This is a genomic window from Streptomyces sp. NPDC052107 (assembly GCF_040680215.1).
Taxonomy (GTDB): Bacteria; Actinomycetota; Actinomycetes; order Streptomycetales; family Streptomycetaceae; genus Streptomyces.
Genome location: NZ_JBFAWG010000006.1, coordinates 240,856 through 265,738, shown reverse-complemented (window position 1 = coordinate 265,738; position 24,883 = coordinate 240,856). Strand labels below are relative to the sequence as shown.

Annotated in this window: 20 protein-coding genes; 13 read left to right on the top strand and 7 right to left on the bottom strand. The window is 70.0% G+C overall.

Going from position 1 to position 24,883, the window contains the following annotated elements; translation table 11 throughout:
- Positions 1-52: 52 nt before the first annotated feature.
- Positions 53-1,513, bottom strand: a complete 1,461-nt coding sequence (locus AB0M27_RS09450; protein WP_365719629.1) for a sodium:solute symporter — start codon at positions 1,511-1,513, stop codon at positions 53-55.
- A gap of 173 nt (positions 1,514-1,686) precedes the next feature.
- Here AB0M27_RS09450 and AB0M27_RS09445 point away from each other — a divergent pair, with 173 nt between their 5' ends.
- The gene (locus tag AB0M27_RS09445; RefSeq protein ID WP_365719627.1) at positions 1,687-3,198 is read left to right on the top strand and encodes a PucR family transcriptional regulator; all 1,512 of its coding nucleotides are present in this window, start codon (positions 1,687-1,689) and stop codon (positions 3,196-3,198) included.
- 77 nt (positions 3,199-3,275) lie between these two features.
- Positions 3,276-4,064: a phosphatase gene (locus AB0M27_RS09440; protein ID WP_365719625.1), complete on the top strand. Its 789-nt coding sequence runs from the start codon at positions 3,276-3,278 to the stop codon at positions 4,062-4,064.
- Between the two features lie 80 nt (positions 4,065-4,144).
- Here the strand turns inward: AB0M27_RS09440 and AB0M27_RS09435 are convergent, their stop codons facing one another.
- The 4 genes from AB0M27_RS09435 to AB0M27_RS09420 all read right to left on the bottom strand — a co-directional run bounded on the left by AB0M27_RS09435 (position 4,145) and on the right by AB0M27_RS09420 (position 7,885).
- Entirely contained in the window at positions 4,145-4,606 is a 462-nt protein-coding gene (locus AB0M27_RS09435; protein ID WP_365719623.1) for a hypothetical protein, read from the bottom strand.
- Positions 4,607-4,865: 259 nt separating this feature from the next.
- Positions 4,866-5,735, bottom strand: coding sequence for an acyl-CoA thioesterase II (tesB, locus tag AB0M27_RS09430; RefSeq protein WP_365719621.1), 870 nt, complete (start codon positions 5,733-5,735; stop codon positions 4,866-4,868).
- A 47-nt stretch (positions 5,736-5,782) separates the two neighbouring features.
- On the bottom strand, positions 5,783-6,940 hold the full coding sequence (locus AB0M27_RS09425; RefSeq protein WP_365719619.1) for an acyl-CoA dehydrogenase family protein: 1,158 nt from the start codon (positions 6,938-6,940) through the stop codon (positions 5,783-5,785).
- Between the two features lie 345 nt (positions 6,941-7,285).
- A complete protein-coding gene (locus AB0M27_RS09420) occupies positions 7,286-7,885 on the bottom strand; it encodes a TetR/AcrR family transcriptional regulator (RefSeq protein WP_365719617.1) in 600 nt (199 codons plus the stop codon).
- Between the two features lie 107 nt (positions 7,886-7,992).
- Here AB0M27_RS09420 and AB0M27_RS09415 point away from each other — a divergent pair, with 107 nt between their 5' ends.
- From AB0M27_RS09415 to AB0M27_RS09400, 4 genes are read left to right on the top strand one after another with little or no spacing between them, the layout of a single operon-like run.
- Complete coding sequence (locus AB0M27_RS09415) at positions 7,993-9,609, top strand: carboxyl transferase domain-containing protein (protein ID WP_365719615.1); 1,617 nt, start codon at positions 7,993-7,995, stop codon at positions 9,607-9,609.
- Positions 9,610-9,620: 11 nt separating this feature from the next.
- A complete protein-coding gene (locus AB0M27_RS09410; RefSeq protein ID WP_365719613.1) occupies positions 9,621-11,534 on the top strand; it encodes a biotin carboxylase N-terminal domain-containing protein in 1,914 nt (637 codons plus the stop codon).
- Positions 11,535-12,479: a hydroxymethylglutaryl-CoA lyase gene (locus AB0M27_RS09405; protein ID WP_365719611.1), complete on the top strand. Its 945-nt coding sequence runs from the start codon at positions 11,535-11,537 to the stop codon at positions 12,477-12,479.
- 5 nt (positions 12,480-12,484) lie between these two features.
- The gene (locus AB0M27_RS09400; RefSeq protein WP_365719609.1) at positions 12,485-13,645 is read left to right on the top strand and encodes an acyl-CoA dehydrogenase family protein; all 1,161 of its coding nucleotides are present in this window, start codon (positions 12,485-12,487) and stop codon (positions 13,643-13,645) included.
- Positions 13,646-13,777: 132 nt separating this feature from the next.
- On the opposite strand, the gene AB0M27_RS09395 is transcribed toward AB0M27_RS09400, so the two are convergent.
- Positions 13,778-14,782 (bottom strand): 2-dehydropantoate 2-reductase, encoded by a 1,005-nt coding sequence (locus AB0M27_RS09395; protein ID WP_365719607.1) that lies wholly within the window; start codon positions 14,780-14,782, stop codon positions 13,778-13,780.
- Positions 14,783-14,926: 144 nt separating this feature from the next.
- Here AB0M27_RS09395 and AB0M27_RS09390 point away from each other — a divergent pair, with 144 nt between their 5' ends.
- The 7 genes from AB0M27_RS09390 to AB0M27_RS09360 all read left to right on the top strand — a co-directional run bounded on the left by AB0M27_RS09390 (position 14,927) and on the right by AB0M27_RS09360 (position 23,063).
- Positions 14,927-15,973 (top strand): ABC transporter substrate-binding protein, encoded by a 1,047-nt coding sequence (locus tag AB0M27_RS09390; protein WP_365719605.1) that lies wholly within the window; start codon positions 14,927-14,929, stop codon positions 15,971-15,973.
- A 10-nt stretch (positions 15,974-15,983) separates the two neighbouring features.
- Positions 15,984-16,838, top strand: a complete 855-nt coding sequence (locus AB0M27_RS09385) for a siderophore-interacting protein (RefSeq protein ID WP_365719603.1) — start codon at positions 15,984-15,986, stop codon at positions 16,836-16,838.
- 147 nt (positions 16,839-16,985) lie between these two features.
- The gene (desA, locus tag AB0M27_RS09380) at positions 16,986-18,428 is read left to right on the top strand and encodes a lysine decarboxylase DesA (RefSeq protein WP_365719601.1); all 1,443 of its coding nucleotides are present in this window, start codon (positions 16,986-16,988) and stop codon (positions 18,426-18,428) included.
- Positions 18,412-19,695 (top strand): lysine N(6)-hydroxylase/L-ornithine N(5)-oxygenase family protein, encoded by a 1,284-nt coding sequence (locus tag AB0M27_RS09375; protein ID WP_365719599.1) that lies wholly within the window; start codon positions 18,412-18,414, stop codon positions 19,693-19,695. Before desA ends, AB0M27_RS09375 begins: the two co-directional genes overlap by 17 nt.
- Complete coding sequence (locus AB0M27_RS09370; RefSeq protein WP_365719597.1) at positions 19,692-20,222, top strand: GNAT family N-acetyltransferase; 531 nt, start codon at positions 19,692-19,694, stop codon at positions 20,220-20,222. Before AB0M27_RS09375 ends, AB0M27_RS09370 begins: the two co-directional genes overlap by 4 nt.
- Entirely contained in the window at positions 20,219-21,991 is a 1,773-nt protein-coding gene (locus AB0M27_RS09365; protein ID WP_365719595.1) for an IucA/IucC family siderophore biosynthesis protein, read from the top strand. Before AB0M27_RS09370 ends, AB0M27_RS09365 begins: the two co-directional genes overlap by 4 nt.
- A 391-nt stretch (positions 21,992-22,382) precedes the next feature.
- Positions 22,383-23,063 carry a LysM peptidoglycan-binding domain-containing protein gene (locus AB0M27_RS09360; RefSeq protein ID WP_365719593.1) on the top strand — a complete coding sequence of 227 codons (681 nt, stop codon included), beginning with the start codon at positions 22,383-22,385 and terminating at the stop codon, positions 23,061-23,063.
- Positions 23,064-23,226: 163 nt separating this feature from the next.
- On the opposite strand, the gene AB0M27_RS09355 is transcribed toward AB0M27_RS09360, so the two are convergent.
- On the bottom strand, positions 23,227-24,831 hold the full coding sequence (locus AB0M27_RS09355; protein WP_365719591.1) for a beta-N-acetylhexosaminidase: 1,605 nt from the start codon (positions 24,829-24,831) through the stop codon (positions 23,227-23,229).
- Positions 24,832-24,883: the final 52 nt, after the last annotated feature.

The following is a 24,883-nucleotide window of genomic DNA, read 5'->3' as shown; positions in this document are numbered from 1 at the left end:
AAATGCCTTCTTTCCTGCACTTCGTCGCGCATGTACTGCTTTTCATACGACTCTACTGGTGAGCCGGGACCGGTTCGGACGCGAGTTCGGGGTTCCGGCCGGCGAGGCGCTCGCGCCAGGTGGCGAGAACGGTCTCGTCGGTAGGCCTGGTCGCCAGGGAGACGACGACGTAGGCGGCGAGGGAGGCGAGCAGGCCGTAGTAGACGGGCTCGTTGGCGAGGATGCCGTAGCCCGCCATCAGGCCGATCACAGCCAGGCCGCCGACGATGACCGACGCCAGCGCGCCCTGCACCGTGCCGCGCTTCCACAGCAGGCCGCCGAGGATCGGCACGAGGAGGCCGCCGACGAGGAGGTTGTAGGCGACCGTGAGCGCCTCGACCACGTTGTTCAGGGCGATCGCGGTGCCGATCACCGCCACGCCCATGATCAGGATGAACAGGCGGTTGCCGCCGACCTCGTCGTGGTCCTCGGACGACCGCTTGGTCATGCCACGCAGCCGCGACCAGATGTCGTTGTTGGCGACGGTGGCGCAGGCGATCAGGGCACCGGAGGAGGTGGACATGACGGCGGCGAGGGCGGCGGCCAGGACCAGGCCGCGTACGCCGACGGGGAGTTCGTCCTTGACGATGGTGGCGAAGGCGTCGTCGGGGCTGCCGAGCTTGGGGTAGAGCACCTTGGCGGCCGTGCCGATCACCGCGCCGGCCAGGGCGTAGGCCAGACAGTAGGTTCCGGCCACCGTGCCGCCCCACTTGGCGGTCTTGTCGCTGCGGGCGGTGAACACGCGCTGCCAGATGTCCTGGCCGATCAGCATGCCGAACGTGTAGATCAGGACATAGGTGAAGATCGTCTCGCCACCGATGCCCAGCGGGTCGAAGTACGAGGTCGGCAGCTTGGCCTTCATCTCGCTGAAGCCGCCCGCCTTGACCACCGCGATGGGCAGGAGCAGGAGGAGCACGCCGATGGTCTTCACCACGAACTGGACCATGTCGGTCAGCGTGATGGACCACATGCCGCCGAGGGTGGAGTAGGCGACGACGATCGAGCCGCCGAGGATGATCGCGACGGTCCGGTTCATGTCGAAGAGGACGTCGAAGATCGTGGCGTAGGCGATGGTCGAGGTGACGGCCAGCATGAGGGTGTACGCCCACATGACCACGCCGGAGATGACACCCGCCCGGCCGCCGTAGCGCAGGTCCAGCATCTCGGAGACGGTGTAGACCTTCAGGCGGGCGATGCGGGCGGAGAAGAACACGGACAGGGCGAGCAGGCCGAGGCCGATGGTGAACACCATCCACGCGCCGGACAGGCCGTACTGGTACCCCAGTCCCACGCCGCCGATGGTGGAGGCGCCGCCGAGGACGATCGCCGCCATGGTGCCGGAGTACATGGCCGGGCCCAGGCGGCGGCCCGCCACCAGGAAGTCGCTCTTCGACTTGGCGCGGCGCATGCCCCACCAGCCCATTGCCAGCATGCCGGCGAGATAGACGACGATCACTGTGTAGTCGACGGCCATGGGGGCCCTCCTTCGCGCACATTCCGGTGGCGTGTCGTGCAGGTGCAGTGGGGACGAGCCGGCAACAGATCGCGGGGACATCCGCCCGTACCCGCGGCTGCCGGTCTGACTTGACACTAGGTGGCCGGAAAGCGACTGCGAAGTGTACGTTTCATCCATATGAACGGGGTGGGATGGAGGAAACACACACCATGCTGGAGACAAGCGCCCCGGTGACCCCAGCGGTCCCGCCGACCCCACCGGTCCCGCTCTCGGCCCTGCTGGCCCGAGAGGACCTGGCCCTGCGCCAGATCGCGGGCCCGTCCGATCCGCCGGTCGTGATCCACTGGGCGCACACCTCGGAGATGGCCGACCCGTACCCGTATCTGCTGGGCGGCGAGCTGCTGCTCACGGCCGGGGTGCACATCCCGGAGGCGGCGGGTTCGGGCACCTACTTCGACGCCTATGTGTCCCGGATCGTGGAGGCGGGCGGCGCGGCCCTCGGCTTCGGCCTGGCCCCGGTGCACGACACGGTCCCGCGCGCCCTGGTGGCGGCCTGCGACCACTACGGCCTCCCCCTCCTGGAGGTCCCGCCGCAGACCACCTTCTCCGGGGTGGCCCGCGCGGTGTGGCAGCTGATGGCCCAGGCCCGCCTGGCCGAACTCCGCCGCGTCACGGAGGCCCAGCAGAGCCTGGCGGCGGCGGCCTCCCGCCCGGATCCGGTGCCCTCGGTACTGCGCCAGCTGGCCCAGCGCCTGGCCGGGCACGCGGTTCTCCATGGCCCCGACGGCACCGAGATCGCGGCGGCGGGCCGGGAGCCGGCGGAGGGGGTGAAGGGGGCGCTCGCGGAGCTCTCGGGCGTGGTGCGGCCCCAGGGGCGTACGCGTACGGCACCCAGGGCCACCTCCGCCACCGACACCGTCGGCGAGACCCACCTGGCCGTCTACGCCCTCGGCGCCGGCGAAGGGTTCGTGCTCGGCGTGGCCACCCCGCGGCGCGATCCCGGCGATCACACCATCGCCTCCGTCGCCGCCGTACTGCTGTCCCTGCTGACCGGTGAGCACCACAGCGGCACCGGTGCCGCCCGTTCCTCCGCTCTCGTACGGCTGCTGCTGGGCTCCCCGCCCGAGGAGGTCGCCCCGCTGCTCGGCACCGGGGAGTGGCTGGTCGTGCACGCGCGACCGGAGGCCCAGCTGCCCGACGCCGTCGCGGCCTCCGCGCTCGGTGCCGCGCTGGGCTCGCCGCTGGTCGACCTCGGGCACGACGTCGTGCGGGTGCTGGTACCGGGCGGGCGGGCGCCGGAGCCGCAGGCCGGGTGGACGCTCGGGGTGAGCGCCGCCGTGGAGCCGCGGGAGTGGGCGGCCGCCGACGCCCAGGCGGCCCGTGCCCTCGCCCGGGCCCGCGCCACCCGCACCCCGCTGGTCCGGCACGGCGCCCGGCGCGGCCTGGAGGATCTGGTGCCGCGCACGGACGCCGAGGCACACGCCAGCGCGCTGCTCGCACCCCTCGCCGGCCGCCCCGAGCTCGCCGAGACTTTGCGCAACTGGCTGGCTTTGCACGGGAGTTGGGACCGTACGGCGGTGGCGCTGGACGTGCACCGCAACACCGTGCGGCAGCGCATCGCCCGCTGTGCCGCGCTGTTGGACACCGACCTGGACGATCCGGACGTACGCATGGAGCTGTGGTTCGCGCTGCGGCAGAGCTGACCGGGCGCGCGCGTGAGTCACGTCCCAGCGGGCGATATGCCGAGGACGGCCGTGGCGCGCTGCCTCACAATGGTGGCATGCCGATACCCGGGACACCCAGCCGCGCCCAGCTCGTCGACCACCTGGTGAGGACCCGTATCGCGGGGGACGTCGCCACGCCCCGCGAGAACAACCTCTCCCACTACCGTCAGCTCGCCAACGGTGTCCGCAACTTCTGGCTCGGCCTGGAGCTGGGCGACCGCTGGACGGACGAGCAGGACGTGCTCGCCGTGATGGCGGAGAGAGTCGGCGTCAACGACGATCCCGAGTACCGGTACGGGCAGGACACGATCGACCCCGAGCTGACCGTGGACGCGCTGGAGCGGATGGCGGCGCGGCTGCACAAGGCGGCGGAGGACCGGCAGCGGGTGCTGTTCGCGACGGGCCACCCGGGCGGCCTGCTGGACGTGCACCGGGCCACGGCCGCCGCGCTGCGGACCGCCGGCTGCGAGATCGTGGTCATCCCGGACGGGCTGCAGACGGACGAGGGGTACGTGATGCAGTTCGCGGACGTGGCGGTGCTGGAGCACGGGGCGACGCTGTGGCACACCCACTCCGGGGAGCCGATGCGGGCCATTCTGAACGGACTTGAGCGCGAGGGACGCCCGCTGCCGGACCTGGTCGTCGCCGACCATGGATGGGCCGGATACGCGGGTCAGCACGGTATCGACTCCGTCGGTTACGCCGACTGCAACGACCCGGCGCTGTTCCTCGCCGAGTCCGAGGGCACCCTCCAGGTCGTCGTACCGCTGGACGACCATGTCGCCAGCCCCCGCCATTACGACCCGCTGACGGCGTATCTGCTGGCGGAGGCGGGACTCTCCTGACCCGCCTCGGCACCGCTCCGGCACGGCACTGTGCGGCCCCGCACGCGGAGCCGCACAGTGTGGGCGTGATCGGCACCGGATCAGGTGTTGCCTCTGCCGCTGCTGTTACTCATGTTGCTGGTGTTGGTGTTGGTGTTTGTGTTGGTGTTGCTCTTGCCGCTGCTGTTGCCGCTGCTGCTCCAGCCACCGTTGCCCCAGCCGCCGTTGCCCCAGCCGCCGTTGCCCCAGTTGCCCCAGCCGCCGTTGCCCCAGCCGCCGTTGCCCCAGTTGCCCCAGCTGGCGTTGCCCCAGCCGCCCCAGCCCCCGCCCCAGCGGCCCCAGCCGCCCCAGCCGCCCCAGCCGCCCCAGCCGCGGCGGTGGTGGCGGTGATGCCAACCCCAGCCCCAACCACAACCACAGTCAACGAGCCGGCTGTGGACACTGAGGGTGTGCTGTGCGGGGGCTGCCGAGGCGGTGCCCGCTGTGCCGATCGCGGCTCCGCCCGCCAGCAGGAAGCTTGCTGTGGACATGACGATGTAACGCTTGACGCGCTGTGCTCGCATGGGAAGTTACCCTTCTGTTTCCATCATCTCCCGCGGCTCCACGAGGAAGACACGGGGCGGATGGTCGGCGCCGTGCTCACTGTGGGGGACGTCACGGCGCGCTCTTCAGGTGTCACCGCAGAGGATTGACTGCACGGACGTCGCCGCCGACGTTTGCCATTCCCGGGATCCGGAAACCGTCGGCCGGTTACACCGTGTACTGCGGCGCTCACTCATAGAGACTAGCTTCACACCCGTCACTCGGCACCTCGGAGCAACATCAGCCACGCGGGACGCGGACGACACCCTCCTGGATGACGGTGATCGCGAGCTGTCCGTCCTGCGTGTAGATACGGGCCTGACCGAGGCCCCGGCCGCCGTGCGCGGACGGCGACTCCTGGTCGTACAGCAGCCATTCGTCGGCCCGGAAGGGGCGGTGGAACCACATCGCGTGGTCCAGGGAGGCGCCCACGACGTCACCGACCGCCCAGCCGCCACGGCCGTGCGCGAGCAGCACGGAGTCGAGGAGGGTCATGTCGGAGACGTAGGTGGCGAGCACGACGTGCAGCAACGGATCGTCGTCCAGCTTGCCGTTGGTGCGGAACCACACCTGCGAGTGCGGCTCGCGCGGCGCGCCGAACTGCCCGTACGGCGGCTCGTCCACGTACCTGAGGTCGATCGCCTCGCGGGCTTCGATGAACTTCTCGACGACCTCGGGGGCGAGGTGGTCGTAGCCGCGCAGCCGCTCCTGCGAGGTGGGCAGGGTCGCCGGGTCGGCCGAGGCGGGCATGGGTGCCTGGTGCTCCAGGCCCTCCTCGTACGTCTGGAAGGACGCCGAGAGATGGAAGATCGGCTTGCCGTGCTGGACGGCGACCACACGGCGGGTGGTGAAGGACCGGCCGTCGCGGATGCGGTCGACGGTGTAGACGATCGGCGCGCCGGGGTCGCCGGGACGCAGGAAGTACGCGTGCAGCGAATGGGCGGGCCGGTCCGCGGGGACCGTACGCCCCGCGGCGACCAGCGCCTGCGCCGCGACCTGCCCGCCGAAGACGCGGGGTACGACGGCGGAGCGGGACTGGCCGCGGAAGATGTTCTCCTCGATCTGCTCCAGGTCGAGCAGATCGAGGAGATCCTGGAGTGCCTGGCTCATGGCATCTAGTTGTACAGGCCAGTGATTGCGATGGTGACAGGTCCGTCTTACAGGCCCATGTCCTTCGCGATGATCGTCTTCATGATCTCGCTGGTGCCGCCGTAGATGCGGTTGACGCGGTTGTCCGCGTACAGGCGGGCGATCGGGTACTCGTTCATGTAGCCGTAGCCGCCGTGCAGTTGGAGGCAGCGGTCGATGACGCGGTGGGCGACCTCGGTGCAGAACAGCTTGGCGGAGGCTGCCTCGGCGGGGGTCAGCTCACCGGCGTCCAGGGCCTCGGTCGCGCGGTCGGCGACGGCCTCGGCGGCGTCCACCTCGGCCTGGCAGGCGGCCAGTTCGAACTTGGTGTTCTGGAAGTGGGCGACCGGCTTGCCGAAGACGGTGCGCTCCTGGACGTACTGCTTGGCGAACCGGACGGCGGCCTTGGCCTGCGCGTAGGCGCCGAAGGCGATGCCCCAGCGCTCGGAGGCCAGGTTGTGGCCGAGGTAGTAGAAGCCCCTGTTCTCCTCGCCCAGCAGGTCCTCGACCGGCACCTTGACGTCGACGAAGGCCAGTTCGGCGGTGTCGGAGGTCTTCAGGCCCAGCTTGTCCAGCTTGCGGCCGACGGAGTAGCCCTCGGACCTGGTGTCCACGGCGAACAGGGAGATGCCGTGGCGGCGGTCCTCGGCGGTCGGCGCGGAGGTGCGGGCGCAGACGATCACACGGTCGGCGTGGACGCCACCGGTGATGAAGGTCTTGGCGCCGTTGAGGACGTAGTGCGTGCCGTCCTCGCTGAGCTTGGCGGTGGACTTCATGCCCGCGAGGTCGGAGCCGGTGCCCGGCTCCGTCATCGCGATGGCCCACATCTCCTCGCCGGTGACGAACTTCGGCAGGTAGCGCTTCTTCTGCTCGTCGGTGGCGAGCATCTTGATGTACGGCAGGGCGAGCAGCACGTGTACGCCGGAGCCGCCGAAGCTCACGCCCGCGCGGGCGGTCTCCTCGTAGAGGACGGCCTCGAACTTGTGGCTGTCCAGGCCCGCGCCGCCGAACTCCTCGGGCACGTTGATCCCGAATATGCCCAGCTCACCGAGCTTGTAGTAGAAGTCGCGCGGCGCCTGGCCGGCGGCGAACCACTCGTCGTAGACCGGGACGACCTCGGCCTCGATGAAGGCGCGCAGGGTCTCCCGGAACGCCTCGTGATCCTCGTTGAACACCGTACGGCGCACGCCGCCCACCTCCAGGTACCTGTCTAAGCGCTTGCTCAGACTCGAAGATACCGGCGAGTACGGGGAGGCGTCCAGAGACGCAGGTCACTCTCCGGCCGGGGCGACGGGGCTCACAGTGCGACACGGAGGCGCGCGTACGCGGGAAAGCCGGCGACCGCGCCGGTGCGGTCCGGGGGGAGACGGGTCGGCGGATCGGGGTCGGGCCGGGGGCGCGTGTCAGGTGCTCACCGGGGGTCGGCCGCCGGGGCGGTGTACGTCATGCGCCGCCCCCGGTCGGCTGCGCGGGCGCGGGCGACGCCGACGCACCGCCGATCCTCCCGCCAGGTCACCGCTGCGCTGCCGGCCTCACTTCTCCCCCGCCGCCTCGAACGCCCCCCGCGCCATCCGGTGCAGCAGGGCCGCCGTGGCCCCCCGGCCCGGCAAGGTGCCCGCGCGTCCCAGGTGCGGTGTGGAGTTCAGCAGGCCGAAGACCGAGTGGACGGCCGAGCGGGCCGAGGGCTCGGACAGTGCGGGATACACCTCCCGTACGACCTCCACCCACAGCTCGACGTACTGCCGCTGGAGCTGGCGCACCAGCTTGCGGTCGCTGTCGCGCAGGCGGTCCAGCTCGCGGTCGTGCAGGGTGATGAGTGGACGATCGTCCAGGGCGAAGTCGATGTGGCCCTCGATCAGGGAGTCCAGGACGGCGGCGGGCCGGCTGTCCCCGTCGGCCTCCGCCAGGCGGCGCTTCGCGCCCGTCAGCAGCTGGCCGCTGATGCCGACCAGCAGCTCGGCGAGCATCGCGTCCTTGCCCGGGAAGTGCCGGTAGAGGCCGGGGCCGCTGATGCCCACCGCGGCGCCTATCTCGTCGACGCCGACGCCGTGGAAACCGCGCTCGGCGAAGAGCCGGGCGGCCTCCTTGAGGATCTGCTCGCGGCGGGTCGGGGCGTCGGTTCTGGTGACCATGCAGGCAATTCTAGACAGGGAGGTTAGCGGTCGTTAACCTGAAGGAAATGGTTAACGCTCATTAACAGCGGATCACAGGTTCGATCACCGGGTGAGGGGACCGCAGGATGCAGGAGGCACCGGAGCTCCACAGCGCGGCAGATCCCGCGTCGGAGGCCTGGCGGGCCAATGAACAGGCTCATCTCGCGCTCGTGGAGGAGCTGCGCGGCAAGCTGGCCGCGGCGGCCCTCGGCGGCGGCGAGAGGGCGCGGGCCCGGCACACCGCGCGGGGCAAGCTGCTGCCGAGGGACCGGGTGGACACACTGCTCGACCCGGGGTCGCCGTTCCTGGAACTGGCACCCCTCGCGGCCGACGGGATGTACGACGGGCAGGCCCCGGCCGCCGGGGTGATCGCCGGGATCGGGCGGGTCAGCGGGCGCGAGTGCGTGATCGTCGCCAATGACGCGACCGTCAAGGGCGGCACGTACTACCCGATGACCGTGAAGAAGCACCTGCGCGCCCAGGAGATCGCCCTCGACAACCGCCTGCCGTGCGTCTATCTCGTGGACTCCGGCGGTGCCTTCCTGCCCATGCAGGACGAGGTGTTCCCGGACCGGGACCACTTCGGGCGGATCTTCTACAACCAGGCCCGGATGTCCGGCGCGGGGATCCCCCAGATCGCGGCGGTCCTCGGGTCGTGCACGGCCGGTGGTGCGTACGTCCCGGCCATGAGCGACGAGGCCGTGATCGTCCGCAACCAGGGGACGATCTTCCTCGGCGGGCCGCCCCTGGTGAAGGCCGCCACCGGCGAGGTCGTCACGGCGGAGGAGCTGGGCGGCGGCGAGGTCCACTCCCGGATCTCCGGCGTCACCGACCACCTCGCCGAGGACGACGCGCACGCCCTCAGGATCGTGCGGAACATCGTCGCCACCCTCCCGGCCCGGCAGTCCCTGCCCTGGGAGGTCCAGCCGGCCGTGGAGCCGAAGATCGACCCGTACGGGCTGTACAGCGCCGTCCCGGTCGACTCCCGTACCCCCTACGACGTACGCGAGATCATCGCCCGTATCACCGACGGCTCCCGTTTCGCCGAGTTCAAGAGCGAGTTCGGGCAGACCCTGGTCACCGGCTTCGCCCGGATCCACGGCCACCCGGTCGGGATCGTCGCCAACAACGGCATCCTCTTCTCCGAGTCCGCCCAGAAGGGCGCCCACTTCATCGAGCTGTGCGACCAGCGCGGGATCCCGCTGGTGTTCCTGCAGAACATCTCCGGGTTCATGGTCGGCAAGGACTACGAGGCGGGCGGTATCGCCAAGCACGGCGCCAAGATGGTGACGGCCGTCGCCTGCACGCGCGTGCCCAAGCTGACCGTCGTCGTCGGCGGGTCGTACGGCGCGGGCAACTACTCGATGTGCGGCCGGGCCTACTCCCCCCGCTTCCTGTGGATGTGGCCCAACGCCAAGATCTCCGTCATGGGCGGCGAGCAGGCCGCCAGCGTCCTCGCCACGGTCAAGCGCGACCAGCTGGAGGCCCGGGGAGAGGCCTGGCCCGCCGAGGACGAGGACGCCTTCAAGGCACCGATCCGCGCGCAGTACGAGCGCCAGGGCAACGCCTACTACGCCACCGCCCGCCTCTGGGACGACGGCGTGATCGACCCGCTTCAGACCCGTCAGGTGCTCGGACTCGCCCTGACGGCCTGCGCCAACGCGCCTCTGGGAGACCCCCAGTTCGGCGTCTTCCGGATGTGAGGAGGGGAACCGTGTTCGACACAGTGCTGGTCGCCAACCGGGGCGAGATCGCCGTACGCGTCATCCGTACGCTCCGCTCGCTGGGCGTGCGCTCGGTGGCGGTCTTCTCCGACGCCGACGCCGACGCGCGGCACGTCCGGGAGGCCGACACGGCGGTACGGATCGGCCCGGCACCGGCCGCCGAGAGCTATCTGTCCACCGACCGCCTGCTGGACGCCGCCGCCCGCACCGGCGCCCAGGCCGTCCACCCGGGCTACGGCTTCCTCGCCGAGAACGCCGGCTTCGCCCGGGCGTGCGAGGAGGCGGGGCTCGTCTTCATCGGACCGCCGGCGGACGCGATCGCCCTCATGGGCGACAAGATCCGCGCCAAGGAGACGGTGCAGGCGGCCAGGGTGCCGGTGGTGCCCGGCGGACGTGACCCCGAACTGGCCGAGGCGGCCCGCGCGCTGGGCGCGCCCGTGCTGCTCAAGCCCTCCGCCGGCGGTGGCGGCAAGGGCATGCGGCTGGTGCGGGACATGACCGTGCTGGAGGAGGAGATCGCCGCCGCCCGGCGCGAGGCCCGCGCCTCCTTCGGCGACGACACCCTGCTGGTGGAGCGGTGGATCGACCGGCCCCGGCACATCGAGATCCAGGTGCTGGCCGACGGCCATGGGAACGTCGTGCACCTCGGCGAGCGCGAGTGCTCGCTGCAGCGGCGGCACCAGAAGATCATCGAGGAGGCGCCGAGCGTCCTCCTCGACGAGGCCACGCGCGCGGCGATGGGCGAGGCCGCCGTGCAGGCGGCCCGCAGTTGCGGGTACCGGGGCGCGGGCACGGTGGAGTTCATCGTGCCGGGCGGCGACCCGTCCGCGTACTACTTCATGGAGATGAACACCCGCCTCCAGGTGGAGCACCCGGTCACGGAGCTGATCACCGGCCTGGACCTGGTGGAGTGGCAGCTGCGGGTCGCGGCCGGGGAGGAGCTGGGCTTCTCGCAGGACGACGTGACGCTGACCGGGCACGCGGTCGAGGCCCGGATCTGCGCCGAAGACCCCGCGCGCGGCTTCCTGCCCTCCGGCGGCACCGTCCTGCTGCTGAACGAGCCGCGGGGCGACGGCATCCGCACCGACTCCGGGCTCAGCGAGGGCACCGAGGTGGGCAGCCTGTACGACCCGATGCTGTCCAAGGTGATCGCCCACGCCCCCGACCGGGAGACCGCGCTCAGGAAGCTGCGGTCGGCGCTCGCCGAGACGGTCACGCTGGGCGTGCAGACCAACGCGGGCTTCCTGCGGCGGCTGCTGGCCCATCCGTCGGTAGTAGCGGGGGACTTGGACACCGGGCTGGTGGAGCGCGTGGTGGACGAGCTGGTCACCACGGACGTACCGGAGGAGGTGTACGAGGCGGCCGCGGCCGTACGCGCGAAGGCGCTGGAGCCCCGTACGGACGGCTGGGTCGACCCCTTCTCGGTGCCGAGCGGCTGGCGGCTCGGCGGCACCCCGAAGCCGCCCGCCTTCCACCTGCGGGTGCAGGACCCGGTGACGTACACCCCGCGCGGCAGCTCCACCGTCACCGGTGCCACGGTCTGCGTCGCCCTCGACGGCGTCCGGCACACCTTCCACCGGGCCGGTGACTGGATCGGCCGCGACGGCGACGCCTGGCAGGTGCGGGACCACGACCCGGTGGCCGCGTCCCTCAGCCGGTCCGCGCACGCCGGTGCCGACTCCCTCACCGCGCCGATGCCCGGCACGGTGACCGTGGTCAAGGTGGCCGTCGGCGACGAGGTGGCCGCCGGGCAGAGCCTGCTGGTGGTGGAGGCGATGAAGATGGAGCACGTCATCTCCGCCCCGCACGCCGGCACGGTCGCCGAACTGGACGTGACCCCGGGCGCGACGGTCGCGATGGACCAGGTGCTGGCCGTGATCGCACCGCACGAGGAGGTGGCGTAAGTGACCGCCGAGCAACTGCCCATGGTCGTACCGGCTTCCGATCTGCCCGCGCGGGTGCGGATCCACGAGGTCGGCGCGCGTGACGGACTGCAGAACGAGAAGCGGACCGTACCGACCGAGATCAAGGCGGAGTTCATCCGCCGGCTCGCCGACGCGGGCCTGACGACGATCGAGGCGACGAGCTTCGTGCATCCCAAGTGGGTGCCCCAACTGGCGGACGCCGAGCAGCTGTTCCCGTTGGTCAGCGAGCTTGAAGGCGTCGCGCTGCCGGTGCTCGTGCCCAACCAGCGCGGCCTGGACCGGGCGCTGGCGCTCGGCGCCGACCGGGTCGCCGTGTTCGCCAGCGCCACCGAGTCCTTCGCGAAGGCCAACCTCAACCGCACGCTGGACGAGTCGCTGGCCGTGTTCGAGCCGGTGGTGCGGCAGGCCAAGGACCGGGGCGTGCATGTGCGCGGCTATGTGTCCATGTGCTTCGGCGACCCCTGGGAGGGTGCCGTCCCGCTGCACCAGGTGGCCCGCGTCTGCACGGCCCTCAGGGACATGGGCTGCGACGAGCTGAGCCTGGGCGACACGATCGGCGTGGCCACCCCCGGCCACGTTCTCGAACTCCTCTCCCTGCTCAACGAGGAGGGCGTGCCGACGAACATGATCGGCGTGCACTTCCACGACACCTACGGCCAGGCGCTCGCCAACACCCTGGCGGCCCTCCAGCACGGCGTCACCACCGTGGACGCCTCGGCCGGCGGCCTCGGCGGCTGCCCGTACGCGAAGTCCGCCACCGGCAACCTCGCCACCGAGGACCTCGTCTGGATGCTGCGCGGACTCGGCATCGAGACCGGGGTCGACCTCGGCCGTCTGACCGCCACCAGCGTGTGGATGGCCGCCCATCTGGACCGGCCCAGCCCGTCCCGTACCGTCCGCGCTCTCTCCCACAAGGACCAGTGATCAGCATGGACCACCGTCTCAGCCCCGAGCTGGAGGAACTCCGTCGTACGGTGGAGGAGTTCGCGCACGACGTCGTGGCGCCGAAGATCGGCGACTTCTACGAGCGGCACGAGTTCCCGTACGAGATCGTCCGCGAGATGGGCCGTATGGGCCTGTTCGGGCTGCCGTTCCCGGAGGAGTACGGCGGCATGGGCGGCGACTATCTGGCGCTCGGCATCGCGCTGGAGGAACTGGCCCGGGTGGACTCGTCGGTGGCGATCACCCTGGAGGCCGGAGTCTCGCTCGGCGCCATGCCCCTGCACCTCTTCGGCACCGAGGAGCAGAAGCGCGCGTGGCTGCCCCGCCTGTGCACCGGGGAGATCCTGGGCGCCTTCGGCCTGACCGAGCCGGACGGCGGCAGCGACGCGGGCGCTACCCGTACGACGGCCCGCCTGGACCCGGACACGAACGAATGGGTGATCAACGGCACCAAGTGCTTCATCACCAACTCGGGCACGGACATCACGGGCCTGGTGACGGTGACCGCCGTGACCGGCCGCAAGCCGGACGGCAAGCCGCAGATCTCGTCGATCATCGTCCCGTCCGGCACCCCGGGCTTCACGGTGGCGGCGCCCTACTCGAAGGTCGGCTGGAACGCCTCCGACACCCGCGAGCTGTCGTTCGCCGATGTCCGGGTCCCCGCCGCCAACCTGCTCGGCGAGGAGGGCCGCGGCTACGCCCAGTTCCTGCGCATCCTGGACGAGGGCCGTATCGCCATCGCGGCGCTCGCCACCGGCCTGGCCCAGGGCTGTGTGGACGAGTCGGTGAAGTACGCCAAGGAGCGCCAGGCCTTCGGCCGGCCCATCGGTGCCAACCAGGCCATCCAGTTCAAGATCGCCGACATGGAGATGAAGGCCCACACGGCCCGCCTGGCCTGGCGCGACGCGGCCTCCCGGCTGGTCGCGGGCGAGCCCTTCAAGAAGGAGGCGGCCCTGGCCAAGCTGTATTCCTCCACCGTCGCCGTCGACAACGCCCGTGACGCCACCCAGATCCACGGCGGCTACGGCTTCATGAACGAGTACCCGGTGGCCCGCATGTGGCGCGACTCCAAGATCCTGGAGATCGGCGAGGGCACGAGCGAGGTCCAGCGGATGCTGATCGCCCGGGAGTTGGGCCTGGTGAGCTGAGCTCCGGCTGATCGGACGGTTCCGGCCCCGCGCGTGCACTGGCAGCGCGGGGCCGGTTCGTCGGCCGACGAGGGTTGACTGCGGTGACTCGGGCGCCTGGAACGGGATTTGTGACGCGTTCCGGTCGCCGGTTCAGCGCGCCGCGCGCAGCTCGGCGTACAGCTCCGGTCCCGTCCAGGTGCGCGGCGTGGACTCCGCCTCATGCACCAGGGCGGCGAGACGCGCGTTCACGGGGGCGCTGCGTCCATGGGCCGTGGCGAGGGCGACGATCTCGCCCTGCAGTGAGTCGACCTCCGTGGGCCGGCCGCGCTGCAGGTCCTCCCACATCGAGGAGCGCGCGTGGGCGTCGATCCGCAGGGACGCCGCCGCCACCCGGCGGAAGAGGGCGTCGGGCAGCCCCAGTACGTACGGGGTGACGCCGGGCGCGGTGGGGCCGAGGCGGGCGGGGGTGACCCCGGCGGCGCGGTAGGCGGCGAGGGCCTCGCGCTGGCACAGCGCGAGGCAGCGCCGGTAGGCCCGCCGGCCGAGCTGGTCGCGGAGCGGCAGCCCGGACAGGGCGTTGATCGCGTTGTTGAGGTTCATCAGCAGCTTGGCGTGCTGCACCCCGGACATGTCGGTACGGGCCTCGATGGCCAGGCCCGCCCCGCGGAAGGCGGCGAAGAGCCTGTCGTCGGGCTCGGTCATCAGCCTGCCCGGCATGCCCTGGTGCACGGTGCCCGGCTCGGACTGCACCACGTTGTAGGGCACCATCCCGGCCAGCACGGTGTGACCGGGGAGCGCGGCGCGCAGGGTGGCCGGGTTGTGCAGCCCGTTCTGGAAGCTGACCACCACGGCACCGGGGGCGAGTTGAGCGGCGAGCTCCTTGGCGGCGGCCTCGGTGCCGGCGGTCTTCACGGTGACCAGCACATAGTCCGCACCGGCCGCGGCCTCCGGACCGGTGGCGAGGGTGAGTTGGTCCGGCGTCAGATGGACGGGCGGCCTGACGGACGTACTGAGGGTGAGCCCCCGCTCGCGCAGCACGTCCATGGCGGCGGACCGGCCGATGAATGCCACGTCGTACCCGGCGGCGACGAGGTGGCCGCCGAGATGGCAGCCGATACTGCCGGCGCCGAGGACGGCGAAGCGGGGCTTGGACATGGGTGACTCCTGCGGAGGGCTGGGGGCGGTCCCGTACGGAACAAGGAGCGCAGACCCCACCCCTGGACAACAAGGAAGGTTAGGCTAACCTACCTTCGAACCTGTCCGGCGGGCGCTCCGCCCCGTTCGAAAGCAGTCATACCCATGTCCCACGCCCGTGCCACCCACCTCACTCGCCGCGGCCTCCTCGCCGCCTGCGGCGCCGTCGGACTCGGTGCCGCGCTCGCCGCCTGCGGGGACGGCAAGGGCAAAGACAGTGGCTCCGACGGCGGCACGAAGGCCGCCAAGTCGGGCCCCTGGTCCTTCAAGGACGACCGCGGCACGACCGTGAAGCTCGACAAGCTCCCCGCGAACATCGTCGCCTTCACCGGCGTCGGCGCCGCGCTCCACGACTACGGCATCCAGGTCAAGGGCGTCTTCGGTCCGACGACGACCAAGGACGGCAAGGCCGATGTCCAGGCCGGCGACATGGACGTCAGCAAGGTGACGGTCCTCGGCAACGCCTGGGGCCAGTTCAGCGTCGAGAAGTACGCCTCCCTCGCGCCGGACGTGCTGATCACGACGATGTTCGACGGCGCCGGCACCCTCTGGTACGTCCCCGAGGAGTCGAAGAAGAAGATCGCCCAGCTGGCCCCCAGCATCGGTATCTCCGTCTATGACCGCCGGCTCACCCAGCCGTTGCAGCGCATGTGGGAGCTGGCCGAGTCGCTGGGCGCGGACATGAAGGCCGCGAAGGTGACCGACGCCAAGACGCGGTTCGAGGCCGCGGCCGCCCGGCTGCGCGCCGCCGCCAAGGCCAAGCCGGACATCAAGGTCATGGCCGGCAGCGCCAGCGACCAACTGTTCTACGTCTCCGGCACCAACCTCTCCATCGACCTGGAGTACTTCAAGGCCCTCGGCGTGAACTTCGTCGAGCCGCCGGAGAGCGCCAAGAAGCAGGGCGGCGGCTGGTACGAGTCGCTGAGCTGGGAGAACGTCGACAAGTACAAGGCCGACATCATCATGATGGACGACCGGTCGTCGGCCATCCAGCCGGCCGACATCACCAAGCCGACCTGGAAGAAACTGCCCGCGGTGAAGGCGGGTCAGGTCATCGCCCGGTCGCCCGAGCCGATTCTCTCGTACGACAAGTGCGTGCCACTGCTGACGAGTCTGGCCGAGGCCCTGGAGAAGGCCAAGAAGGTTGGCTGAGGAGTCCCTCATGACGACGGCCGTAGCCGCCCCGTTCCGATTCTTCTCTCTGCAGGTCGTACGGACGAGGCGGCTGGGGCCGTCTCTCGTTCGCGTCACCTTCGGCGGGACCGATCTGCACGCGTTCCACTCCGACGGACGCGACCAGTCCGTCTCGCTGTTCCTCCCGCACCCTGGCCAGCCGAAGCCTGTCGTACCCCTGGACCTGGGGGAAGGATGGTGGCGGGCCTGGCGCGAACTGCCCGATGACGTACGGGCCGTGATGCGTTCGTACACGCTCCGGTCCCTGCGCCGGGACGCCGAGGGCAGCACGGTCGAGATCGACATCGACTTCGCGCTGCACGGCATCGGGTCCGGCGCGGCCACCCCCGCCGGCCCCGCCTCCCGCTGGGCCTCCCGGGCCACCCCCGGCGACCGGGTGCTGGTGCTCGGTCCGGCGATCGCCGACAACCGCGCCATCCGCTTCCGCCCGCCCGAGGACACCGACCTGGTCGTCCTGTGGGGCGACGAGACCGCCGTACCGGCCGCGACCGCCATCCTCGAATCCCTCCCGGCCGGCACCCGCTCCCGGGCCTGGCTGGAGGTGCCGCACGCCGGTGACATCCAGGACGTGCGCACGGAGGCGGACGCGGAGATCACGTGGCTCGTACGGCACGACGGGTCCCCCATGGCCGTCGACGCCGTACGGGCCGCACAACTTCCCCCAGCCGGGCGGCCGTACGTGTGGATCGCCGGCGAGTCGGGGCAGGTGAAGGCGCTGCGGCGGCACTTCGTCGGCGAGCGCGGGGTCGACCGGCGGCGGGTGACCTTCGTCGGGTACTGGCGCCAGGGGTTGGCCGAGGAAGAACTGCGGGCCGCGGAGTAGTAACTCCCCTGAGCAGGTAGCTGCCTTGCGCGTGACACCGGTCACGGGTGAGGCATGCCTTGATCCAAGAAAGTTAGGTTAGGCTAACCTTAGTTAAAGCGGTTCCGTTCAATCCCCGCACGGACTGTCCCCTCGGAGGACCCCCACATGCGCTCGCACCTGCTCAATGGCCTCACCGCGGAGCACTACCGCAGCTCCGTGACCGAAGGAGTCGAGCGGGTGGCGGCCAAACTCGCCACCACCGACCGTCCGTTCACCGGCGTCACCGTCGACGCCCTCTCCCCCCGGATCGACGCCATCGACCTGGACCGCCCGCTCGGCGACACCGCGGCCGTCCTGGACGAGCTGGAGGACGTCTACCTCCGCGACGCGGTCTACTTCCACCACCCCCGCTACCTCGCCCACCTCAACTGCCCGGTCGTCATCCCGGCGGTGCTCGGCGAGGCCGTGCTCTCCGCCGTCAACTCCTCCCTCGACACCTGGGACCAGTCGGCCAGCGGCACCCTCATCGAGCGCAGGCTCATCGACTGGACGGCCGATCGGATCGGCCTCGGACCCGCCGCCGACGGCGTGTTCACCTCCGGCGGCACCCAGTCCAACCTCCAGGCGCTGCTGCTGGCGAGGGAGGAGGCGAAGACGGATTCCGTCGCCGGGCTGCGGATCTTCGCCTCCGAGGAGAGCCACTTCAGCGTGAAGAAGTCCGCCAAACTGCTGGGCCTCGGCCAGGAGGCGGTCGTCCCGGTCCCCGTCGACCACGACAAGCGGCTGCAGACCGTCGCCCTCGCCCACGAGCTGGAGCGCTGCCGGCGCGACGGGCTGGTCCCGATGGCCGTCGTCGCCACCGCCGGCACCACCGACTTCGGCTCCATCGACCCGCTCCCGGAGATCGCCGAGCTGTGCGCCCAGTACGGCGTGTGGCTGCACGTCGACGCGGCCTACGGCTGCGGGCTGCTCGCCTCCCTCAAGCACCGGGACCGCCTCGCGGGCATCGAACGCGCCGACTCCGTCACGGTCGACTACCACAAGTCCTTCTTCCAGCCGGTGAGTTCCTCCGCCGTGCTGGTCCGGGACGCGGCCACCCTGCGCCACGCCACCTACCACGCCGAGTACCTCAACCCGCGCCGCATGGTGCAGGAACGCATCCCCAACCAGGTGGACAAGTCCCTGCAGACCACCCGGCGCTTCGACGCCCTCAAGCTCTGGATGACCCTGCGGGTGATGGGCGCCGACGGCATCGGGCAGCTCTTCGACGAGGTCTGCGACCTGGCCCACGAGGGCTGGAGGCTGCTCTCCGCCGATCCCCGCTTCGACGTCGTCGTCGAACCCACGCTGTCCACCGTGGTCTTCCGCTACATCCCGGCGGCCGTCACCGACCCGGCCGAGATCGACCGCGCCAACCTCTACGCCCGCAAGGCCCTGTTCGCCTCCGGTGACGCCGTGGTCGCGGGCACCAAGGTCGGCGGCCGCCACTACCTGAAGTTCACCCTGCTCAACCCCGAGACACGGGCGGCCGACATCACCGCCGTCCTCGACCTGATCGCCGGCCACGCCGAGCAGTACCTGGGAGAGCCCCTTGACCGCGCGTCCTGAAGCCAGCCGGACCTACGACTTCGTGGGCATCGGGCTCGGCCCCTTCAACCTCGGCCTCGCCTGCCTCACCGAGCCCATCACCGGCCTGAACGGGGTCTTCCTGGACTCCAAGCCCGACTTCGAGTGGCACGCCGGGATGTTCCTGGACGGCGCCCATCTCCAGACCCCGTTCATGTCGGACCTGGTCACCCTCGCCGACCCGACCTCGCCGTACTCCTTCCTCAGCTACCTGAAGGAGAAGGGCAGACTGTACTCGTTCTACATCCGCGAGAACTTCTATCCGCTGCGGATCGAGTACGACGACTACTGCCGCTGGGCGGCGAGCAAACTCAGCAGCGTCCGCTTCGGCACGACGGTCACCGAGGTGACGTACGAGGACGAGCGGTACGTCGTCCGCACCGAGGCCGGTGAAACGTTCCGTGCCCGGCACCTGGTCCTGGGCACGGGGACGACCCCCTACGTCCCGCGGGCCTGCCGGGATCTGGCCGGCGACTTCCTGCACACCTCCCAGTACATGCAGCGCAAGGCGGAGCTGCGGGCGAAGAAGTCCATCACGATCGTCGGCAGCGGCCAGAGCGCCGCCGAGATCTACCACGAACTGCTCGCCGGAATCGACTTCTACGGCTACCAGCTGAACTGGGTCACCCGCTCCCCGCGGTTCTTCCCGCTTGAGTACACCAAGCTGACCCTGGAGATGACCTCCCCGGACTACATCGACTACTTCCGCGCGCTGCCCGAGGAGACCCGCTACCGGCTGGAGAAGCAGCAGAAGTGCCTGTTCAAGGGCATCAACTCGGATCTGATCGACTCGATCTTCGATCTGCTCTACCTGAAGAACGTCGAGAGCGGCGACCGCCCGGTCCCCACCCGCCTCCTCACCAACTCCACGCTCACCTGGGCCGGTTACGAGGACGGCACCTTCACCCTCGGCTTCCACCAGGACGAGCAGGACAAGGACTTCGAGATCCGCACCGAGGGCCTGCTGCTGGCCACCGGCTACCGCTACGAGCCCCCGGCCTTCCTCGCCCCGATCCGCGACCGCCTCCTCTTCGACGGCCACGGCCGCTTCGACGTCGCCCGCAACTACGCCATCGACGTCACCGGCCGCGGCGTCTTCCTGCAGAACGCGGGCGTGCACACCCACAGCATCACCAGCCCCGACCTGGGCATGGGCGCGTACCGCAACTCGTCCATCATCCGCCAGCTGCTCGGCACCGAGTACTACCCGGTCGAGAAGACGATCGCGTTCCAGGAGTTCGCCGTATGATCTTCACTTTCCGTAGCGTCGACCCACTGAGGGACGGCGAACTCCTGCACTCCTGGGTCACCGATGCCAAGGCGTCCTTCTGGATGATGCAGGACGCGAAGCCGGAGGACGTCGAGCGGGCCTACATGGAGATCGCGGCGGACGAGCACCACCACGCTCTGCTCGGGCTGCACGACGGGGAGCCGGTCTTCCTGATGGAGAAGTACGACCCCGCGCAGCGGGAGCTGGCCGGCCTGTACGAGCCCCGGCCGGGCGACGTCGGCATGCACTTCATGGTCGCACCGACCGACACGCCCGTGCACGGGTTCACGCGGGCCGTCATCACCGCCGTGATGGCCCACCTCTTCGAGGACCCCGCGGTACAGCGAGTCGTGGTCGAACCGGACGTGGACAACAAGGCCGTGCACGCCCTGAACGAGGCCGTCGGGTTCGTGCCCGAGCGGGAGATCCGGAAGCCGGAGAAGCAGGCCCTGCTGAGCTTCTGCACCCGCGAGCAGTTCGCCGCCGCGACGGGGGTGGCCATATGAGCCTCGCCGATGCCGTGGCCCACCTCTCCCCCGAGCGCTGGGCGACCGCCAACCGCCTGCTCATCCGCAAGGCGCTCGCGGAGTTCGCGCACGAGCGCCTGATCACGCCCGAGGTCGGCGACGGCGGCCGGTACGTCGTCCGCAGCGACGACGGGGGAATCACGTACCGGTTCGCCGCCGTCCGCCGCGCCCTCGACCACTGGCAGATCGACCCCGACTCGATCACCCGCCACCGCGACGGCGCCGCACTTCCGCTGTCCGCCCTGGACTTCTTCATCGAGCTGAGGAAATCCCTGGGCCTGAGCGACGAGGTCCTGCCGGTCTACCTGGAGGAGATCTCCTCCACCCTCGCCGGCACCTGCTACAAGCTCACCAAGCCCCGCATCACCTCGGCCGAGCTGGCCGGCAGCGGCTTCCAGGCCATCGAGACCGGGATGACCGAGGGGCACCCCTGCTTCGTCGCGAACAACGGGCGGCTCGGGTTCGGCATCCACGAGTACCTGTCGTACGCCCCGGAGACCGCGAGCCCCGTCCGGCTGGTGTGGCTGGCCGCGCACCGCTCGCGTGCCGCGTTCACGGCGGGCGCCGGAGTCGAGTACGAGTCCTTCCTGCGGGAGGAGCTGGGCGAGCCGACGCTGACCCGCTTCCGCACCACCCTCACCGACCAGGGCCTGGACCCCGCCGACTACCTCCTCATCCCGGTCCACCCCTGGCAGTGGTGGAACAAGCTCTCCGTGACCTTCGCCGCCGAGGTGGCCCGCGGGCATCTGGTCTGCCTCGGCGAGGGTGACGACGAGTACCTGGCCCAGCAATCCATACGCACCTTCTTCAACACCTCCCACCCAGAGAAGCACTATGTGAAGACGGCCCTGTCGGTCCTCAACATGGGCTTCATGCGGGGACTCTCTGCCGCCTACATGGAGGCGACCCCGGCGATCAACGACTGGCTGGTCCAGCTGATCGAGAACGACCCGGTGCTGAAATCGACGGGCCTGTCGATCATCCGGGAGCGTGCAGCGGTCGGCTACCGGCACCTGGAGTACGAGCAGGCCACCGACCGCTACTCGCCGTACCGCAAGATGCTGGCCGCGCTGTGGCGGGAGAGCCCGGTGCCCTCGCTGCGGGACGGCGAGTCGCTGGCGACCATGGCCTCCCTGCTGCACGTGGACCACGCCGGCGCCTCCTTCGCGGCCGCGCTGATCGAACGGTCGGGTCTCACCCCGACGGAGTGGCTACGGCGCTACCTCCGTGCCTACTACACCCCGCTCCTGCACAGCTTCTACGCCTACGACCTGGTGTTCATGCCGCACGGCGAGAACGTGATCCTAGTACTGAGGGACGGGGCCGTGCAGCGGGCGGTCTACAAGGACATCGCCGAGGAGATCGCGGTGATGGACCCGGACGCCGTCCTCCCGCCGGAGGTCGCACGCGTCCGCGTGGACGTACCCGAGGACAAGAAGCTCCTGTCGGTCTTCACCGACGTCTTCGACTGCTTCTTCCGCTTCCTCGCCGCCCATCTCGCCGCCGAGGAGATCCTGAAGGAGGAGGCCTTCTGGCGCACGGTCGCGGAGGTCACCCGTGAGTACCAGGACGCGAATCCGGAACTTGCCGGCAAGTTCCGGCACTACGACATCTTCGCCCCTCGGTTCGCCCTGTCCTGCCTGAACCGGCTCCAGCTGCGCAACAACAGGCAGATGGTGGACCTCACCGATCCTTCCGGCGCGCTCCAGCTCGTCGGCATGCTGAAGAACCCGATCGCCGGCCTCTGACAGCTCACAAACGGACGGGCGCCCCGGAGCACGGTCCTCCGGGGCGCCGACTTATACATGCCTCGATGTCCGATTTAATCTAATTTGCCGCAAAGTCCTGCTATTTCCGTATTTAAGCCGTTGAGTCGTTTGACCTGGGCCACGTGACCCAATTCACTTACGAAGCCCCCTAGGACTTCGAGCTGCCCTTAACTTCCGGATTTCCCGGGGCCCTGACCGAACCCGGCACCGGAGGACAACTAGCCCGGTTAGTAAATAGGGCAATTGCCAGCTTATTCCCAGCGTATTAACAATATTCCCGCCGCAGCGCACCGCTAAACGAAATGCAGTGCTGTTTGCCGAAGGGAATCGGCAACTGCAGGTGATCCAATTCTCGGAAAAGGACCGCTCCATGCCCCGTCATGCCCGCAAGACCTCATCCCGGTCCCGCCGATTCCTCGCCGGCGGCGCCGTCACCGTCGGCACGTTCGCCCTGGCCTGCACGGCCGCGGGCACCGCTCAGGCCGCTGCCGCCACGTCCACCGGCACGACCGCCTACACCGTCAAGGCCGGCGACCATCTGACGTCGATCGCCCGATCCCTCCATGTGCCGGGCGGCTGGCAGGCCATCGCGTCGGCCAACCACCTCGCCAGCCCCTACATCATCCAGATTGGGCAGGTCCTCACCCTGCCCACCGGGTCGGCCTCGTCCACGGCGGCCTCGACCACGGCGGCACCGTCCAGCACGCCGTCCTCCTCGGGCCAGACCTACACCAACAACCTGGACGGCTGGATCAAGCATTCCCTGGCGGTCATGGCCAAGAACAACATTCCGGGCACCTACAACGGCATCCACCGCAACATCATGCGTGAGTCCTCCGGCAACCCGAAGGCCATCAACCTCTGGGACTCCAACGCCGTCAAGGGCACCCCGTCCAAGGGCCTGCTCCAGGTGATCCAGCCGACGTTCGACGCGTACCACGTGCCGGGCACCTCGTCGGACATCTACGACCCGGTCGCCAACATCACCGCGGCCTGCAACTACGCGTACCACCGCTACGGCTCGATCGACAACGTCAACAGCGCCTACTGACAGGGAATTTCCCAACGGTCCGACGTGCAATTCGACTGGCAGCCACACCTGTCTCTGAATTGCATCGGCAAAGGATCTAGGGAAGTCCTGCTGGAGTACCAGCGGTCGACACGCTGACGGGCACCCCGGAGTACGGTCCTCCGGGGTGCCCGTCCGTGTGTGGTCAGCTCTTCGGCCAGGGGACCTGCGGTGAGTGGTAGTAGCTCATGCCGAGGGCGTCCCAGCGGGGGGCCTGGGCGGCCAGGCGGAGCTTGTAGGTGTTCCAGTTGTGGGTGGCCGCCGGGGACCAGGCCAGTTCGGCCGCGCCCGGAAGGCGCGGGAATGCCATGTACTCGATGTCGGCCGACGTCTTCAGGGTCTCCGACCACAGCGGGGCCTCCACGCCCTGGATGGCCGAAGCCGGGGCGCCGGGGAGGTAGTTGCCGGGGTTCCAGTCGTACGAGCGCTGGACCTCGACGTAACCGGCCCACTTCGTGCCCAGCCCGGTGCTGCTGGTGTACTTCATGTCGAGGTAGAGACGGTCCGCCGGGGACAGGATCAGTCCGGTGCCGTTCTGGGCGGCCTTGGCGACCTGGGCCTTCTCGGTCGCGCTGGTGCCGTCCAGGCCCCAGTACTGGGCGAGGGCGCCCTTGGCCGGGTGGGCGCCGGTGAGCTGGTGCCAGCCGATGACGGTCTTGCCGTACTTGGCGACGATCGGCTGCACGCGGTCCATGAACTTCACGTAGTCGGTGTGGCTGGTGGAGTGCGCCTCGTCGCCTCCTATGTGGAGGTAGCGGCCGGGGGTGAGGGCCGCCAGCTCCCGGATGACGTCGTCGGCGAAGTCGTAGGTGACCTCCTTCGGCACGCACAGCGAGCTGAAGCCGACCTGCGTGCCGGTGTACAGCGGGGGTGCCACGCCGTCGCAGTTGAGCTGGGCGTAGGAGGCGAGGGCAGCGTTGGTGTGGCCGGGCATGTCGATCTCGGGGACGACCTCCAGATAGCGGGAGGCGGCGTAGGAGACGATGTCGCGGTACTCGGCCTTGGTGTAGTACCCGCCCTTGCCGCCGCCGACCTCGGTGGAGCCGCCGTAGGTGGCGAGGCGCGGCCAGGAGTCGACGGCGATGCGCCAGCCCTGGTCGTCGCTGAGGTGCAGATGCAGCTCGTTGATCTTGTACATGGCCAACTGGTCGATGTACCGCTTGACCTGAGCGACGGTGAAGAAGTGCCGGGAGACGTCCAGCATGGCGCCCCGGTAGGAGTAGCGGGGGCGGTCCTCGATGGTGCCGCCGGCGATCTGCCAGGGGCCGGGCTGGGCGGTCTTCTTCTCCACGGCGGCCGGGAGGAGCTGACGCAGGGTCTGGACGCCGTGGAAGAGGCCGGCGGGGGCGCTCGCGGTGATGCTGACGCCGGCCGGGTCGCTGTGCAGCCGGTAGCCCTCGGCGCCGAAGTCGCCCTGGGCGAGGTGGAGTTGGATGCCTCCCGCGCCCTGGTCGGTGGTGATCGGCAGTCGATAGCCGGTCGAGGGGCGCAGGATGCCCGCGAGGTACGTGCCGATGCGGCGGACCTCGGCGGAGTCGTCGACGTGGACGCCGGTCGCCCAGGTGATGCGGTACGGGTGCCCGCCGGGGGCGACCGCGGCGGGTGCCGGGACCACCCGGTCCAGCGGTGTCGGGGCGGCCGCCTGCGCCTCGGGGGCCGCGCCGAGGGTGAAGACCCCGGCTGCCGCCAGTAGCAGCAGTGAACCGAGGATGCGGGTCGTTCGGGGAGTCGTGCTGTGGTTCCGTCTCACATGCGCTCCCTTCAAAAGTGGTCGAGACCACTCTCCCGCAGATCCGATGAAA

Bases quoted from the DNA above. Each gene is read 5' to 3' on its own strand.
- AB0M27_RS09450 (WP_365719629.1), bottom strand. From the start codon at position 1,513: ATGGCCGTCGACTACACAGTGATCGTCGTCTATCTCGCCGGCATGCTG.
- AB0M27_RS09445 (WP_365719627.1), top strand. From the start codon at position 1,687: ATGGAGGAAACACACACCATGCTGGAGACAAGCGCCCCGGTGACCCCA.
- AB0M27_RS09440 (WP_365719625.1), top strand. From the start codon at position 3,276: ATGCCGATACCCGGGACACCCAGCCGCGCCCAGCTCGTCGACCACCTG.
- AB0M27_RS09435 (WP_365719623.1), bottom strand. From the start codon at position 4,606: ATGCGAGCACAGCGCGTCAAGCGTTACATCGTCATGTCCACAGCAAGC.
- tesB (WP_365719621.1), bottom strand. From the start codon at position 5,735: ATGAGCCAGGCACTCCAGGATCTCCTCGATCTGCTCGACCTGGAGCAG.
- AB0M27_RS09420 (WP_365719617.1), bottom strand. From the start codon at position 7,885: ATGGTCACCAGAACCGACGCCCCGACCCGCCGCGAGCAGATCCTCAAG.
- AB0M27_RS09415 (WP_365719615.1), top strand. From the start codon at position 7,993: ATGCAGGAGGCACCGGAGCTCCACAGCGCGGCAGATCCCGCGTCGGAG.
- AB0M27_RS09400 (WP_365719609.1), top strand. From the start codon at position 12,485: ATGGACCACCGTCTCAGCCCCGAGCTGGAGGAACTCCGTCGTACGGTG.
- AB0M27_RS09395 (WP_365719607.1), bottom strand. From the start codon at position 14,782: ATGTCCAAGCCCCGCTTCGCCGTCCTCGGCGCCGGCAGTATCGGCTGC.
- AB0M27_RS09390 (WP_365719605.1), top strand. From the start codon at position 14,927: ATGTCCCACGCCCGTGCCACCCACCTCACTCGCCGCGGCCTCCTCGCC.
- AB0M27_RS09385 (WP_365719603.1), top strand. From the start codon at position 15,984: ATGACGACGGCCGTAGCCGCCCCGTTCCGATTCTTCTCTCTGCAGGTC.
- desA (WP_365719601.1), top strand. From the start codon at position 16,986: ATGCGCTCGCACCTGCTCAATGGCCTCACCGCGGAGCACTACCGCAGC.
- AB0M27_RS09370 (WP_365719597.1), top strand. From the start codon at position 19,692: ATGATCTTCACTTTCCGTAGCGTCGACCCACTGAGGGACGGCGAACTC.
- AB0M27_RS09365 (WP_365719595.1), top strand. From the start codon at position 20,219: ATGAGCCTCGCCGATGCCGTGGCCCACCTCTCCCCCGAGCGCTGGGCG.
- AB0M27_RS09360 (WP_365719593.1), top strand. From the start codon at position 22,383: ATGCCCCGTCATGCCCGCAAGACCTCATCCCGGTCCCGCCGATTCCTC.